The sequence below is a fragment of the Pseudoalteromonas sp. bablab_jr010 genome (assembly GCF_016464105.1).
In the GTDB taxonomy this organism is placed as follows: Bacteria; Pseudomonadota; Gammaproteobacteria; order Enterobacterales; family Alteromonadaceae; genus Pseudoalteromonas; species Pseudoalteromonas simplex.
Genome location: NZ_JACDWV010000170.1, coordinates 14,782 through 30,805, shown reverse-complemented (window position 1 = coordinate 30,805; position 16,024 = coordinate 14,782). Strand labels below are relative to the sequence as shown.

15 protein-coding genes and 1 pseudogene are annotated in these 16,024 nt (G+C 37.2%); 6 read left to right on the top strand and 10 right to left on the bottom strand.

Annotated elements, in window-relative coordinates:
- From JIG37_RS18000 to JIG37_RS17985, 4 genes and pseudogenes are all read left to right on the top strand, one after another.
- Nucleotides 1-683, top strand: a pseudogene (locus JIG37_RS18000) (DEAD/DEAH box helicase); the annotation flags it as partial.
- Nucleotides 684-775: 92 nt separating this feature from the next.
- Entirely contained in the window at nucleotides 776-1,201 is a 426-nt protein-coding gene (locus JIG37_RS17995) for a hypothetical protein (RefSeq protein WP_199529995.1), read from the top strand.
- Between the two features lie 13 nt (nucleotides 1,202-1,214).
- On the top strand, nucleotides 1,215-1,790 hold the full coding sequence (locus JIG37_RS17990) for a type II toxin-antitoxin system MqsA family antitoxin (protein ID WP_051501969.1): 576 nt from the start codon (nucleotides 1,215-1,217) through the stop codon (nucleotides 1,788-1,790).
- Nucleotides 1,791-2,267, top strand: a complete 477-nt coding sequence (locus JIG37_RS17985) for a hypothetical protein (RefSeq protein ID WP_036973929.1) — start codon at nucleotides 1,791-1,793, stop codon at nucleotides 2,265-2,267.
- A 386-nt stretch (nucleotides 2,268-2,653) separates the two neighbouring features.
- On the opposite strand, the gene JIG37_RS17980 is transcribed toward JIG37_RS17985, so the two are convergent.
- Nucleotides 2,654-2,848 carry an AlpA family transcriptional regulator gene (locus JIG37_RS17980; RefSeq protein ID WP_188731668.1) on the bottom strand — a complete coding sequence of 65 codons (195 nt, stop codon included), beginning with the start codon at nucleotides 2,846-2,848 and terminating at the stop codon, nucleotides 2,654-2,656.
- A 341-nt stretch (nucleotides 2,849-3,189) separates the two neighbouring features.
- Nucleotides 3,190-3,366, bottom strand: coding sequence for a Fic/DOC family N-terminal domain-containing protein (locus JIG37_RS22755; RefSeq protein WP_348535091.1), 177 nt, complete (start codon nucleotides 3,364-3,366; stop codon nucleotides 3,190-3,192).
- A 283-nt stretch (nucleotides 3,367-3,649) separates the two neighbouring features.
- On the opposite strand from JIG37_RS22755, the gene JIG37_RS17970 reads away from it, so the two are divergent.
- Nucleotides 3,650-3,799 (top strand): hypothetical protein, encoded by a 150-nt coding sequence (locus JIG37_RS17970; RefSeq protein ID WP_167330986.1) that lies wholly within the window; start codon nucleotides 3,650-3,652, stop codon nucleotides 3,797-3,799.
- A gap of 152 nt (nucleotides 3,800-3,951) precedes the next feature.
- Here the strand turns inward: JIG37_RS17970 and JIG37_RS17965 are convergent, their stop codons facing one another.
- The 8 genes from JIG37_RS17965 to JIG37_RS17930 all read right to left on the bottom strand — a co-directional run bounded on the left by JIG37_RS17965 (nucleotide 3,952) and on the right by JIG37_RS17930 (nucleotide 13,085).
- Nucleotides 3,952-5,184, bottom strand: a complete 1,233-nt coding sequence (locus tag JIG37_RS17965; RefSeq protein ID WP_199529994.1) for a hypothetical protein — start codon at nucleotides 5,182-5,184, stop codon at nucleotides 3,952-3,954.
- Nucleotides 5,185-5,951: 767 nt separating this feature from the next.
- Nucleotides 5,952-6,386, bottom strand: a complete 435-nt coding sequence (locus tag JIG37_RS17960) for a hypothetical protein (protein ID WP_199529993.1) — start codon at nucleotides 6,384-6,386, stop codon at nucleotides 5,952-5,954.
- Between the two features lie 3 nt (nucleotides 6,387-6,389).
- Entirely contained in the window at nucleotides 6,390-7,778 is a 1,389-nt protein-coding gene (locus JIG37_RS17955) for a TraB/VirB10 family protein (protein ID WP_138534003.1), read from the bottom strand.
- Nucleotides 7,779-7,789: 11 nt separating this feature from the next.
- On the bottom strand, nucleotides 7,790-8,923 hold the full coding sequence (locus JIG37_RS17950; RefSeq protein ID WP_199529992.1) for a type-F conjugative transfer system secretin TraK: 1,134 nt from the start codon (nucleotides 8,921-8,923) through the stop codon (nucleotides 7,790-7,792).
- Nucleotides 8,924-9,634 (bottom strand): TraE/TraK family type IV conjugative transfer system protein, encoded by a 711-nt coding sequence (locus tag JIG37_RS17945; protein WP_199529991.1) that lies wholly within the window; start codon nucleotides 9,632-9,634, stop codon nucleotides 8,924-8,926. It abuts the gene before it with no gap.
- 9 nt (nucleotides 9,635-9,643) lie between these two features.
- Nucleotides 9,644-9,940, bottom strand: a complete 297-nt coding sequence (locus JIG37_RS17940; RefSeq protein ID WP_063528878.1) for a type IV conjugative transfer system protein TraL — start codon at nucleotides 9,938-9,940, stop codon at nucleotides 9,644-9,646.
- Nucleotides 9,941-9,943: 3 nt separating this feature from the next.
- Nucleotides 9,944-10,309, bottom strand: a complete 366-nt coding sequence (locus JIG37_RS17935) for a hypothetical protein (RefSeq protein ID WP_199529990.1) — start codon at nucleotides 10,307-10,309, stop codon at nucleotides 9,944-9,946.
- A 253-nt stretch (nucleotides 10,310-10,562) separates the two neighbouring features.
- The gene (locus JIG37_RS17930; protein ID WP_244664408.1) at nucleotides 10,563-13,085 is read right to left on the bottom strand and encodes a bifunctional diguanylate cyclase/phosphodiesterase; all 2,523 of its coding nucleotides are present in this window, start codon (nucleotides 13,083-13,085) and stop codon (nucleotides 10,563-10,565) included.
- Between the two features lie 369 nt (nucleotides 13,086-13,454).
- Between JIG37_RS17930 and JIG37_RS17925 the strand changes: the two genes are divergently transcribed.
- Complete coding sequence (locus JIG37_RS17925; protein WP_206769769.1) at nucleotides 13,455-15,902, top strand: PAS domain S-box protein; 2,448 nt, start codon at nucleotides 13,455-13,457, stop codon at nucleotides 15,900-15,902.
- The last annotated feature ends 122 nt before the right edge of the window (nucleotides 15,903-16,024 follow it).

Genomic DNA, 16,024 nt, shown 5'->3' with positions numbered 1-16,024 from the left:
TACTTGATGAATACAACGAAGATTACAAATGGCTAGCCCAGGTTTATGAGTCGGTAAAACCTGCCTCAGATAACATTGGTAAGTTGTTATGGCTAACGCTAGGCGCACAAACAACACAACTCATACACGACAACGTACATGTAGGTAATGTGCATAACCTAGAAGAGTTTGTACTTGATGCTGACGTTATCGAAAACATATTTAATAACCCAGACCCACGTAAAACAAAGCAGCTTGAAAAAGAGCTAGCAAAACGTTTTAAAGACCGTGGAGACTTACCTGTATTTAAATCGTTAAGTGAAAGACTAGAAGCTTTGCGCGACAAAGCCGAAAAAGGCTTAATAGCCTCAATCGACTTTGTAAAAGAGCTTTGTAAAATAGCCAAAGAAACCGTTCAGGCAGAAAAAGAACTAGACGACGAGTTACAAGAAAAAACACCGAAAGCCGCATTAACGGATCTGTTTTTAGAGCTTAAAGACGATCAAACCCCCGCAGTAGTAGAGCGCATAGTAACCGACATAGACGCCATTGTACGTGTTGTTCGCTTCCCTGGCTGGCAAGGAACAACCGGCGGCGAACGCGAAGTACAAAAGTCACTACGCAAGGCACTAATTAAATACAAACTCCACACAGATCAAATACTGTTTGATAGAGCGTATGGGTATATAAAGGAATATTACTAAAATATAGGTGCTTATATTGTAGAGTGAATTATAAGTAGAGTTAGTTTGAACTAAGGTGAGCAAATTTAGACCAATTAAGTAGACTTACCATTATGGTAAGTAGTAAAATCGTCAGCCAATATTTTGGTGAGCTACCTAAATCTGAAAAAGATCGTAAAATAAAAGGTCAAACAACGCCTCTTTATAGATCATCAGATGTTTTAGGTTTATTGGAACAAGGTAAGCTCATTGCGTGGTCTAATGGTTGCGCAAGAGATATGCAAAAGTGGTGCTTAGATCAAGATGATATTGAGTCTTTGACTAAAGATGCAATTGAATATGGCCAGTACTTAGGGTCTGAATGGTGCCAACCTAAAGCAGATGGACCTTGGGCTGCATGCGATGCTTATCGATTTATACGCAAAGAGTGGAATGAAAATGCGTATAAAGAAATGGATTTTGAATATTATATTAAAGTAGCGATTGGTAAGACCGGTAAAGTATTACTGTTAGTCTCTTGCCATCCTTCTGGTTCTTGATAGGAGAACGAAAATGAAAAATACTTCTGTATGTTCAATATGTGAAGAGGGTGAGCTACACGCTCATGTTGGTTGTAACCCTGTTGAATATAAAAATATTCATAAAGAATTGCCAATGCATTACAGCGAGTGTGATTGCTGTGGTTCTGAAATAACTCTGCCTGAACAGTCTCGTACTAATAAAAGATTGATGATTGCGTTTAAAAAAGAAGTCGATGGTTTACTTACAGGTAGTCAGTTAAAAGATTTACGTAATACTCTTGGTTTAACACAGGCCGAAGCCGCTCGTATTTTTGGAGGTGGTCCAGTTGCCTTTTCAAAATACGAAGCTGATGACGTAACTCAATCTGAGGCAATGGATAAACTATTGCGAGTTGCGCATGATGTACCGGCAGCCTTTGAGTACTTAAATCATACTCATACATACAAAGAAGCACGCATTCGCCCTGTGCCAATCCATGATTGGAATTGGACCTCTTTCACTCAATCGGTAGTTAGCAGTGAAAGACCCCGTCAAAATGTGACAGTTATTAGCTCTAATACGCTTAAAGGCGGTCAAGGTTATACGCATTTGCAGGCAGTTGGTTAAATGAATAAAGATACTTTACAAAAAGCGATTAAAAACTTACAAGTTCAAGATCTTTATGTGCGTAATCTGAATGCACAGTGTAGTGATGGCTTTGATCCAAAGCACTCTAATCTAGATGGCTGCATCATTCAGAGTAAGCACTTAGTTACAAAGTCTGAAACAATTCAAAATGACGATGGTGATTTATTATTTCGTGTGTTTGTCGAAGTAGGTGTAAAGTGGGTCAAAGATGAAAGCGAAGATGCTGACATGCTAGCTTTAATAGAAAGTGAATTTGTCGCGGAATACCTATTGAGAGCAGAAATAGGCCAAGAGTGCCTAGACGAGTTTGCGCTTAATAATGTTAGTTATCATGTCTGGCCTTACTGGAGGGAGCTACTTTCTGCTCAGTGCGAACGAATGAGATTACCTCGTATATTGCTGCCTATGATGCAAATAGCTCAAAACCAGGATGACTTAAAAAGTAATAAACAATAACCATATATAACACAAGTTTATGATATTACTGCTACTATTTATGTTCCAAAGCAGGTTATAAATCCTGCTATTCGAGTCAAGTTTATCTAGTTTTTCTAAGAAATGACTGAATGATTGGGTTTCATTGAAACTTAAGCACTCTGTATCTTGTGCATATGCCGCATTAAAAGAAACCCATAAAAAATAAACTGGCAGTCCAAATCTTGATTACATTGTTCTGATTTATCTAACCAGCTTAGTGCTCTGCGCACTCTTAAAGCTAACCCTTCAGGGAAGTTATCTCGTAGTTTACGTTGTTTCTCTTTTAGTTCTTTGTGTAGCATGTTTGCCCTTAAAATCCTTTTTAATAAGACAAACTTACTTCTTAATGATAACAAAATCTACTGTCAGTGTTTATTTGCATAGTCTCTTTGGAGTATTTTCTCATTTATCCAATCTTCAACTTCACTTTCCACCCAAGCCACAGAGTTGCCACCTAGCTCAACTTTCATAGGGAATCCACCAGCAGCCATAAAACGGTATACAGTTGCACGGCTTAGGCCTGTCATGTGTAAAACTTCTTTTAATTTGATTAAACGCATGGATTTTCTCCAGTTAGTTATTAGTACATAACTTTTCCGGAGTTCGTATTTTTTATGCCTTAAAACTAAAAATTTATAGCCATACATCATTTACTTGCATTCACCACAATGGAGACAAAAAATGCAAGAGAAAAAACCTTTGTATGAGTTTTAGCATCCTGTAGATGATGAACAAATTCTTGATGGAGCATTGTTATAGCTTTTTTGTATTGCGAGTATGTCATTAGGGCGAATAAGTTTGTTTTACGCACTGTCTCGAAACCTTGTTTTAAACCTATGGCATAATCTTGTACTTCTTTAGTGGCGGGGTTGGTGACCGCTTCTTCAAACAGGTTCGCTTTTTAGAGCTCATCGTGTGTAGCTATTATGTTTTCCACTTCAGAGCTGCCTTTTGCTTCTTGTAGAGCAAGTGTGTTTATTAATATAGCTTCATTAGGTATGCTGGCGGCAACGCCTTTTAACTCAAGTAAATGGCGATGGACAGTGTCGTTTTTTTGAAACAGCGCGGGTTTCCCCACTGTTCAATATTCGCAAGCGGTAACAGTTCTATAGTGGTCGACATATATAAATTTTATCCTTTTTTATACATGTCCCTGTTGTTATGTATAGTAATTCCATTTATTTATATACGTTACTTTATGCGCTCTTAATGGGCCAAATTATGATTAGTGTGTTTTACAAAAATACATAGAGAAAATTAAATTTACACTCTTTCCCCCCCACCACAGCGCCAATTTTGTTTGGCATTATTCTCTCCGTTGTTAGGAGCACCTAACAATAAACCTATTTTGGAGAAATATAATGACGAAGAAAGAAACCCCAATGACTACCGATGCTTTGGCCCGTATTCAAAGAAATGAAGCTAAGCAAAATGGTGGCGGCGTTGATTCTAATGGTTTTGCTGCTCGCGCAGCTAGAGCCGCAAACAAAAACCAACAAGGGAAAAAATAAAATGGCCCAACATGATGATGACAACCGTTCACAGCAGCTAAACCCTGAGCATGACGCTTATTGGCAAAGCCGAGGTGAAGATGAGCGCCCTGAAGACTGGGAAGAGCGCTTAGACGATTAATTGCAAAAGCTAAGGCCGTCTAATTTTGAAGTTAGATGGCCGAATTCTCGCGTTCTGAATAGTACTTAAAGTAAGCAGGGTATTGCCCAATAATCTCATTGAAAATAGGAATAAGTTTTTCGCTTTCAGTTTGTTCAAAACATACTTGTATTTTTGTGTCTATCCCTCGACTAATCCTGAAGTACACAAGTAATGCTGAAGAATCTAAATCACATAATTTCTCGCAAATTGCACTTACAAACCTTTCTAACTTTAGAAAAGAAGGTAAGTTCTTCCCGTTGCGCCAATCTTTTAGTTGTTTGTATTGTCTATCTTTCAGGGGCTCGTAACTTTCAGGGGCATTTAATTGAGAGTTTTCAATAGGTATATAGCTTGCCAGCTGCCTCCAGCTAATTGGTTTAATTTTCGATGATATAAATTTTTTTAGCTCTATAAGTGCAGCATCGAAACAGCTGTTAACTTCGTCAGATTCAATCAATGTATTCAGTACTCCAGTAAAGAAACTTGAGTATTGCTTATCTTTACAGGTTTCATCTAACCTCTCGTAGTAGAATTGAAGACCTATTTCATAGTTGGCAATTGCAGATAAGTAGAAATCAAATGTTAAATAGTAAGATGCTCCTGCAATAGCTAATACTTCATCGAACGTATAGTTTTCTCTTCTTTTATCTGACTTAAAAAACTCATCTAGAACTTCGATCTGTCTGGATGGTACTAAACTTTGTGCATGCCAATGTGTTTTTTGTAATAGCCAAATATCTTTAGGATCATTCTTATTAATAACTTCTGATTTTGCCTTTCTATGAATTTCACTCATTAGTAAGTAGTCAGCATTAGAACGTTCTTCAAGCCAGTCCATTAATACGTTTAATTCATTATCGTTTTTATTAGCCCTAAGGCTGAATTTATAACTATCAACACACGAATAGAAATGGCTTGCATTTGAGCCAACTACTACAGCTTTATAATTTTTCTTGAGAAGTTTGGGGTTAAAAATGTGGACAATACTAGGTGACAAGGACAAAAACCAATTTTCAATTTTTTTGAAGGTAGGCTTCCCTATGCCTTTAGTTGATAAAGTCGAAATAGAACTTTTACTTACTGGGAGTTTCGCTTCATAAAATGACTGAGCATAATCAATAATACCTCGAAAGTTATTTGGGAGATGTAATAAATAAGCTACTTCATCATATGATGGGAGGTAAGCACTTTTAAAGTTAATTATTTTAAAAACATATTTGTTACCTTCATTAGGTTTGAGCATATTAGTCCTTTATTTCGCCATGAAAGTTAACTTCAGAGCTTTACTCACTTAATATAAATATTCAATAAACTTTCGATGAATTCAAACCCTTTTTACATGAACAAACTTCTTTTCAACTTCGCTCATAGGTGGTGGAAATAAGGCCTGTTAGTATTAATTGTATATTTGTGGAAAGATAGATGTTTTGAATCATGATGCTTGTAGTAAGAATTAAGTGCTGATTGAACAATAATGAAACGATCTGCGCTGTAGAGTTCTAAAATAATATATCTAAAGCTCTCCAAAGCTTCTCGGGATTCTTCTATTAGCATCTTGAAATCATCTAAATTAATCACCTCTTAATCTACAAGAATGCACAGTTCAATAAAACCTTGCTGTGATTGTGCTAATAAATCCTCGTCAATTTCTTTAGTGAGATACCAAACATATCCATCTCTTAATGCGTTAGTTTTTATGCAAGCTTGCCTTCAATTGTTTTAGCTTTGTAGGTCGTCCACCATGAAGTTTGCATATATTCGTGTACTTGTTTATTATGGACACTTTGGTGGCAGGCTCTTTCAATAAAACTATTAAACTCACTCATTAGTGAATCATAATTATTTTTAGAATTAATATTATATATCAGTAGAGAAAGCTATCGCGTTGCTTTTTAAATTGCTCTCGTGGTTAATTAACACCTGATGTAAATCCAATGAATTTGACATTAAGAATAGGACATAGATCAAAAAAACCGCCTACAAAATGATGAGGCGGTTTTTAGTTGGGATCTAATTTGTGTAATTCTTGGCGCTTTTAATTGTTTTATTGAATTCACTAAGGAGTGAGCCATAATCTATTTCAGTTTTAATATTGTACTTTTCACTAAGGTTATTTAGCTCACTCATAGTAAGCGTAGCAGATGATGAGAAATTAGGCTTTGCAACTACATAACTTTCATCAATAAGGATTACCCCTTTGAGCTGATGGAGCTTAATATAACGCTCGATATAAGATGCCAGCTCTGCAGGTGTAGCCCCCTCTGATGTAATGCGCTTTGAAATTTCTTCTGGATTAAACGTTTGAACTTTCGCATAACCTGCAATTAAATCAGTTACTTCAATCATCGATTTTTCGCTTACTGCTTTTGTGTAAGATACACCAGCAAAAAATGCTAAGGCTGACATTACTAGGCTTATAAGAATCATTTTTATATAGTCATTCATTGTCTAATCACCTAATTTTAGTTTAGTGCCAGATAGCACAGCGAATGTGATTGAACGTCCCGGTGATATCTCAATTACTGGGTGAATCTGTTCTGCTAAAGCGATGTAGTATTCAGCTAGTCTATCCATAGCATCAGCAGAGCCTTGGAACACACCAGCGGAAGCAACGGAGCCTAAGTCTACTGATTCCCATACCGCTCTATCACCACCAGACGTATTGATTGATGTAGTTCGTTGAGGTGCAACAGCTTCAGAAATGCCACTCATAAATCCAGCTGCCATAGAGCCTGCTAAGAGGTTGCCATTTTTGCTTACAAGTCTGCCGGCTATACCAAGTTTGCCATCAAAGTCAGAAACTGCATTCGCTTGAATCGCGCTTTCAACACTCTTACCGTCATTACGTACACATGTAATTGATTGTGCGCGGATATGCGCTCTTTCGCTTGATAAATCCCCGATTGCTTGGCCAATAACGTGACACTCGCGAATATCTAAAGTGAAATGGTTAGGCAAGATAGCTTCTTTTTTAACTCGGATAACAACCGGCATAGGAGAAGATTTGGCTGCAAGCTGTGTTGGAGCATCCAAACCAGTAAGTAAAACACCAGAGAAGAATGAGCCTGCAGGCAAATAAACAACGCCTTCGTCAGAATCAATTAGTCCACCTTCATTTGGATCGCTTTTCTTTTGGACCTCTTTTTCAGGTTTTAGACTTTGTTGTGTGATCAACAAATCTTTTTGCTGTTTTTCTTCAACAACACCCGAACTCTTAATGCTTCGAACGCTGCGTTGGGTGATAGTTCTAATAACACGGCCTTCGATTTGTGGTTTTGCAGTAACAAGCTGAGTAGGGGTTCTGTCAAAGACCCTCTCATCGTACTGTTGTGGTGCATCAGCTATAGCTTGTTGCCCTTGCTCTGCACCAGAGTATGAAGTGTTGTAATTTGAGCGTGAGCCACCATTTGATTGTCTATTATGTTGGGTATTTGCATATGCTCTATCGCGCACTTCCAGTTGGCGCTCGTAATCTTTCAATTTTAGCGTCAGGTCATCGATGCTTTGCTGCTGTTGCTGAACCATCTCAAGTACACGCTCTTTTTCTGTATATACTTCACGCTCTTTTCTGCGAATTGAGTCTACAGACTTGTCATAGATTTCGTCGAATTCGTTTTTATCGATGTTAGCAATGCTTTCTGAATCAAATAGCCCGCGTACTTTACCCTTTCCATCAAGGCGATCTTCAGCTTGTCTAGCTGCAATTCTGTCCTGCAGACTGGTTTTATTATCACTAGAAGACATCGACTTATAACCAAAGAACGCAATAGGAATAATCACCAGTATTGCTGCAAACTTTCTAACTTTGGGATTTTCCCATTGTTTTTTAATGCTCATTTCCACCAGCCTTAGTTGATTACACGAGGACGTTTAGAGTTAGTGTTAACAATGCTTTCGCGCAATTTGGCTCGCAGGATATAAACTTCTGTTGCTTCGCCAGGTTGAAGTAGTGATTTGTTGTAAATGGCAACGGCCATAACATCACGTGACTCGCACATTTGTTCACGAATTGTATAGGGGCGTGTAGTTGTATTTTGGATTCTGACTACATCAACAACTTCTCTTGGACCGACAATTCGCTGTAGTACTTGCTGACTAATGGTTAAGCCGCAAGGTTGGTGCATCGCTTTTGATACATCATGAGAAAGTGAAAACCCTTGTGGTATTTCACCTTTACCAACAGGTTTTAGAATTTGCTTAATACGCGCTACTCGATCTGTTTCAACATTTGCAACGTGGCCTTCAGTTAAAGACGCTTCAGCTAATGTTTCTTGCTCTTTTATTTCCGCTCTGTGATTTGCGCCCTTGTACTGCATCGTTTTTGAAAGATTCACATCGACATTTACAACAACCGGCATCGCTTCCATTGGTACCAATGTAAGATTAATCATTGACTCTGGAACACCTTCTTCAAACAACATTAAAGCAACAGGCTTAAGTGAGTTTAAAGTGATGTATAAACGGCCATCTTCTAATTCAATGACTGATTCTTCGTCGTGGGTTCTAGCGGCAACCATCTTAAAGTTAGTTATGATTGGGTTCGTCAAGCCGACAGCTACAGGTATAGCGATATTAGCACCCGGTTCAAGGTTGCTAAGGTTTTGGGTTGGCTTGTATTTTGATTTAACGATATCTAGGAATGAGTACCCATTTCCTGAGCGAATTGACTGTGCAGTTTGTGGCTGCTGGTATTGGTTAAAGTCAGCTTCATTCATCATTCCGTTTGGTTTTATGTTATCGGCAATTTGATTGATTTCATCTTGAGGTGAGACTGTTTTCATTGCAGGCTCACTTCGACTATCTAATTTAATGCCGCTTTTAGCCGCTTCAAATATGGCTTGTTTTGTAACCGGAATAGGTTGTTCATTTACTACTTCTGTTGGTAGCTTGAATGTATTGCTTGGATTTTCAGTTGCATCATTAGCGAAGGTGAATGTACTAGACGCACAACCAATGGCTAAAAGTATTGATTTCATTTTCATCTAGTTGCTCTCCTGTTGTTCTTTCACTTTCAGATCTTTTGCAGCTTCTAGCACCCCTATCTCTAGTTCACTGTCATAGTAAGGTTGCGACTCTAAAGCTCCCGGTTCAGCATCGCCACGCGCTTCCATCGCTTGTTTTCGCTTTCTTGGGGTGCCCGGATATTGATCTAAGTGGGTGATTTTAGGTCTTCCATTTCTTGCGGTGATCTTAAATTCGTAGCTCCACTTTGTATCTGCTTTGGGTTCTCCACCAATGAAAGTGATTTTTTGGCCCCAAATGGTGATTAAATCAGTTTCAGGCTCATGAATTAGGTCGTCAGCAATAAAAACCTGTCGTATATCACGCATTTTTATCATTTCAGCTTGCTTATCCAGCATTGGCTCGATTTCAACTTGTAGTTGTGGAGATAACATTTTCATCATTATCTTTTTTACAAAATCGATGTTTTGCGAGTTAATGTTGCCTATTAGAGTAGAAACGCTGTAGGCCCATGCTTGTTGGTAATTCTGGTTAGCTTTATCGCCTTGAATTGTAAGCTCACCAAAGTAATTCTGTTCTGGGATAACAACGACTTCACTGTCCTTGAAAAACAGTGTTAAAGCGCCTAGTGCAACTGTAATGGATAAAAATAGATTAGCTACTCGGCTTATGTTGTTAGATGCAACCATTGATTTAAAGCTTCGAACTGAAGCGGATTTATCATCAAGCATTTTCTTGCCTTAGCGGTGGTATGTACGTTTAACTGGATCTGCAATTGATTTGCTTTGATTGGTTAAGATGAACCCATAAGACCAAAGCTTGTGTTTAACATAGGCTTTAGGGAATCGGCCTTTAACCTTTTGAGAGATATAAATGTATGTCATGGCTAGGCATACAAGGAAAAAGGTCTGTTTTGTCACCATGCCAATCGCTACCGCGGCCATCAACGGTATTACCTGTTCTTTAGTAAATACAAACAAGATTAATAATGGTTGGTTGATGTGGGTCTTGCAGCGGTAGCGATTGGGCGTTTCCATGGTTTAAAGCACTCCAACTGAAGCCGTTAGGAAGTACTCAACAGCATCTTGTGCATTTGCAAATAGCAGTGCGATAAGGAATGCACCCACACAAGTAGCATAGTTCTGCTTCATAATGCCTTGGAAAGCAGCAAAGCCAAATGTGAAAATTGAAATGATGATGCCTGGTGCGCCGGTTAACCAGCCAACTACTTCATTGTAAACTCCGTAAAGGAAGTCACCTGAAGTGGGGGCCGCAGCCATTACGCCTTGTGAAATTAATAGAGCTAAAGAGATTGCCATCAGTGCGATGGTCGCTTTTTTAGCTGTAGACATTTTTTTAATGATTGTTGATTCTTCAACAATGTTTGGTTGGTTGGCTAGTTCCATTTTTAAACCTCTTAAGAGTTAATGTTCAACGTTAAAGTCGAATTAATCTTAAACTCTTAAAAACAGCATAAAGCCGGATTTTTATTTAAATTTGAATAAAAATAGTGGAAATTGATATTTAATTGGCGTGTTTTATTTTTACGTTAGCTGGTCTCACTTCATGTAAGAATGAGAGAAAGCTTAATTTTAAAAATTAAGCTATGTGTTTAAGATTACGTGAAATTTGTAATTGTTGAAATAAATGGCTTGTTGCCTATAGTTTTTTTACTTTATGGTTGTGGATGTATTCGATTAATTCTTCCAAAGGTAAGGGCTTTGAATAAAAATATCCTTGGATCCTAATCTCTTTATACTTTCTTAAATAACTAATCAATTCTCTACCTTCGACACCTTCCACTACGACAGCTTTATCTAAATCGATACAGGCATTGATTATTGTATCTAATAGGCGTTGCTCTTTTGAAGGTATCTCTGCGCCAAAGGTGAATTCTCGATCAATTTTAATGATGTTTGATGGCTGGTTCGCAAGAGATGATAAGCTAGAGTAACCAGTCCCAAAGTCATCAATAGCAATGTTAATTCCCTTGTTCATAGCAGCCTGAAGAGTTTGACTTACAAGTGATTTATCCTGAAGAGATGATTCAGTGACCTCTACTGTAAAGTTATTAAATTGAGCAGCGCTATTTGCTATTTGATCAATTAAGTTGTTTAGAAAATCAGGCTTAATAATTTGTTTAGCTGAAAAGTTTACAGCAACTTTGATTTTTTGAAGTGAAGGTGAGCGATTAATATCACTAATTACACGCTGTAAAACTAAATCACCTATCTGGACTATTTGCTCGGTTGTTTCTGCGATAGGTATGAATTTTGCGGGTGAAATCCATTTATCATTGTGCTCCCAGCGAATTAAGGCTTCAACACCAACAACGCTTTCGTCCTCAAGCTTGTGGATAGGTTGATAAAAAACAGAGAATTGATTGTATTTAATAGCCTCAAACAAAGCATTCCTTATGTCAATAGCCTCCTTGTATTCATCCTCCATTGCTGCTTGGAATAAAACTGGTTGATTTCCACCCCTTTGAATAGCTTGGGCCAAAGCTATATTAGCTTGGTGAAGGTTATGTTTTATGTCTATATCAGCAGGAGTGGTATAGCTAACGCAGCCAGCACTAGCTGTAAGATTAATTTTTAAATTATTGAGTTCATATGTTCTAGATATTTCATTCAGTAATTGTGTTAAACATTCACTGTTCTTGTCACTCGGTTTTTCAAATAAGTAAATAACAAATGAATCCCCAAAGCCTTTAGATAAAAGAAAGTTACCTCGCATGGTTGCTTTGATCCTACAGGCAACTACTCTTAAAATTTCATCGCAAACTTCATGTCCTAAGGAGCTGATAATTGATTCAAATAAATCTATTTTCAAAATAAATACTGAAAATTGCTCAATGCCTTTAAATTCTCGTAATTCATCGCGAAGAGAGTTCAATCTTAATAAGCCAGTGACTTCATCAAATTTAGCTCTTAAAGCGGATTCTCTTGATGCGTCGGCTATTAAAATAACTACAAATAGAAATAAAAACGTAAGCCATAGTGTCAGTTGAGTAATAACAGTATTGAAATGGATTGTTTGATAATTACTGATAAAGCTGAATACCCGGTGTGTGATAAGTTCCTTAATAGTAATCTTATCGGTAATGAAGTGATTATACTTCGCTTTGATATCCAGAAGTTTTTCTTTTGTGCTATTTTCAATGTCGATAGAGAAAAATAACTCTGGAGTTAATTCAATAAAAGTGTCGTATTTACTTAGGTAGTCTAGGTAATTCTTTTCGAATAGTAGATTCATGTCAACTAACATAATGATGTGTCTGACTTTATCCCCATCAAGATTAGTTATGGCATGAAACATTAGTACTGGCGTTTCAGTTTTAAGGGTCAGAGAGTTGGCCGCAAAGTTTGTAACTTTTGATTTTTCTAACAACCAACTTTTTATAGTTGCCTTTTCAAGTTTACCTCTGTTGTAAAAATTTTCTGCAAATTCATTTCCGTAAACTAGTTTGAGATTATCATCTAAGACCAAGAGCCCTTTTACCATATCGTAGTCTGCAGTGTAATGGTGTGTATCAGTTTTAATTAATTTATTGAAATCAGTTGAGTTAAGACTTTCAGCTCTTGCTATTATTCGATTAAAAGCTTTTTGTTGGTCTGTAAGAGTCTTATTTAGCATTATTTCAATTAATTTAACTTTCTCTCTTGCATTCGTTTCTTCTGTTTTAATGAGAGAAAAAGAGCTTTGATACCAAACAACTAACCCTAAAGTAAGTATGAAGAGAGATAGAGTTTGAATGCTTCTAAGTTCATTACTCCTTACGTTAGAAAACTTTAGCTTGATAAACACCCCAGAAGTAATAGCAAACATAAAGACTGGCGCTAGAGATAAAGTGAATGGACTTTTATCGATTGGGCCTAAGGGGATTGCTATATCCATATGCAGCCAAAAAGCAAGCTGAAGAAATGTAAAAACCAGGAAAAAAATTAGAGTTAGTGGTAATAAGGCTTTTAGGGCTTTTTCACTAAGCTTCGCATTTTTTAAGAGATGAAGCATCAAATAACATATACCAGAAATAAGAGCTGTCATTGGCGTTGTAACATACATCAGCTCGTTATTGCTTAGAAGAGATTCAGTCAATCCTAGTACAGGCAGAATTAAGAAGAAATTCATAATGGCGCTGTAAAGCACGCTTGCTGCTGTCTGGGATATTTTCAATCTCATACTTTATTTGCTCTTTTCTTGGAACTTAAGGGGTAGATATTCTAGCTCATTCATCCGAAGTTAGTATAAGGCGCATCGTCATTCAAGTTAACCTCTTTGTTTGATTTATAGCGCCATACTTTTCAAAATCAGGAAATACTTAACTATATTTTTTACAAGCCAAGCGTTTTGAGTGTTGCATAATTTTTGCCTAGCACCATACCAGCCTTTGCAGTCGTTTGACTTAATAAACATGTAGCTATCCCTTCTTCCCTCTATCTAAGAGACAAATCTTAATATTTTAATCGGGCGTTCAAACATGTAGTTACAACTTAACTCTTATACTTTATACATTTACATCGCACCGCTATACTGTTTTTGAACTTATCAATGAGTACAACAGGAACTAAAGTGGCTTCAAATAGATCTGATTTAGAGGCGGAAAATAAAGCGCTAAAAAAGATGCTCGATCAAATTACCAGTGAGCGTGATAAATATAAGAAGTTATTTGAAGTCTCGGGTGATGCGTTATCTATAATAGATTTGAAGACAGGTAAGTTTATAGAGTGTAATCAAGCGGCTATCGATATGCACGGTGTTGAAAGTTGCCATAATTTTATAAACTTAAGCCCATCAGAGTTATCACCTAAGTTTCAACCCTGCGGTAACTGTTCAGATGAGCTGGCTAACAAGTATATTATGAAGACAATGTCAGATGGACCACAACTATTCCAATGGACCCATGCTAGACTCGATGGCTCTACTTTCCCATGCTTAGTTTCATTAACTGCATTGTCAGTTAGGGATAAACAATTAATTCTAGCAATTGGTCGAGATATCTCTGAGCTGGTAAATACCCAAAATGAGTTACACGAAGCGTCAATCAAGAAAAGCGAGTTTGAGCTAGCTTATCTAGAAGAAAAGCAAAAGTTTGAGAAGTTCGTTAATCTTGCACCTATAGGCATTGCTATAAACTCAATTGAAGACGGTAGTTTTGAATTTGTAAACAAATCATTCAGTGATATCACAGGCTACAGTATCAATGAACTGAATCAAATGGATTATTGGCAACTCACTCCTAAAGAGTATGAAGAGCAAGAGTATTTGCAATTAGATTTGTTAAATGAGACTGGTCGTTATGGGCCTTACCCTAAAGAATACATACATAAATCAGGCGTAACTTATCCTATATTGTTATCAGGCATAAAAATTAGTCATAGCAACGGTGAAGCCTCTATTTGGTCAATTGTGCAAGATATGTCAGCACAAAAAGAAACTGAAGCACAGATACAACTTTCTAAAGAAAAAGCTGAGAGCTTGGCATTGAGGCTTCAACTTGCTAATGACTCCGCAGGGATTGGAGTTTGGGAATGGGATTTAATTTCAGGAGAGTTAGACTGGGATAAGTGGATGTATAGGCTTTATGGAACAACAGAAGCCAGTGTAAAAGAAATAGGTACTAAAGAAACTTGGATAAACAGAGTTCACCCCGACGACATCGAGTGCATTAAGTCAAAGTTAGAGGCTGTGATTGAGGGCGTTGAGGTGTATGAACCAGAATTTAGAGTGGTTCATCCAAATGGTGATATTAGGAATTTAAAAGCTTGTGCAGAAGTGCTAAGAGATAGTTTCGGTAATGCAATTAAAGTCGTTGGTGTTAATTATGATGTTACTGATAAAACCCTTGCCATGCAGATTTTATCAAGCGCTAAGGAAGCAGCTGAAAGTGCCGCAAGAGCTAAAAGCGATTTTTTAGCTAATATGAGTCATGAAATACGAACTCCAATGAATGCAATACTAGGTGGATTACAGCTACTTAAGGATGCTGAGTTACCATCTGATTTAAAGCTAGTGCTCAACAATGCTACTTTTTCAGCCCAGTCTTTATTAACTATAATCAATGACATTTTAGACTATTCAAAGATTGAATCTAATAATGTGATTCTTGAGCAGGAGCAATTTTCATTATCAGAAGTTTTAGATTCCGTAAAGTATGATATGGAAACACTTGTGATTAGTAAGGGAATTGAATTTTTAATCGAAAAGGATGATAGCTTCATTGATTATTGGGTAGGTGACTTGGTTAGGGTAAAACAAGTTCTCTTAAACCTTGTCTCCAATGCCGTTAAATTTACTAATGCCGGAGGCGTAAAAATAAGCGTTAGCAGTCATAGAGAAGGTCAACAGTCCGCATTTCTTGTTAAAGTGATAGATAGCGGCATTGGTATGAATGAAGAAGCTGTTTCCAAAATATTTGAGAGATTTACTCAGGCGGATACTTCTACAACAAGGAAGTATGGGGGGACAGGCCTAGGTATGTCTATCGCTTTAAGTCTGATAAAGATGATGGATGGTAATATTGAAATTACTAGCTCGGAGGGAGTTGGAACGAAGGTTGAAGTTACATTACCATTAAAGCCTGTTGATATGGTAAAGGTACCGAAAACACAAAAGTCACCATCAGCACCCAATTTAGCCGATAAAAAAATATTAATAGCAGAGGATAATCCTATTAATAAAATATTGATAGAGTCGATGCTGAAATCAACAAAGGCTCAATTAACAATAGTAGAAAATGGCCAATTGGCAGTGAATGCGGTTGAAAAAGGTACTTATGACTTAATTTTGATGGATATCCATATGCCTGTCATGGATGGTTCAGAAGCTCAAAGGCTTATCAGCGATCTAAAACCTAGCCTACCTGTAATAGCACTAACCGCAAATGTTATGAAACAAGATGTAGATGGCTATTTAGCTCAAGGCTTCATTTCCCACATCGCCAAGCCTATCGACATTAATGATTTGTATGGTTCGTTGAAGAATATCTTTGATAGTTGACCACTTCCTAGTTAAGAATTGGGAGAGTCTCAATACTTTGAGAACAAGTTAGGCTTTTTCAAACTAACTAAGAAAGGCATAAGATCTGAGAATTCATAAAAAATAATAAAATAAGTTTAACT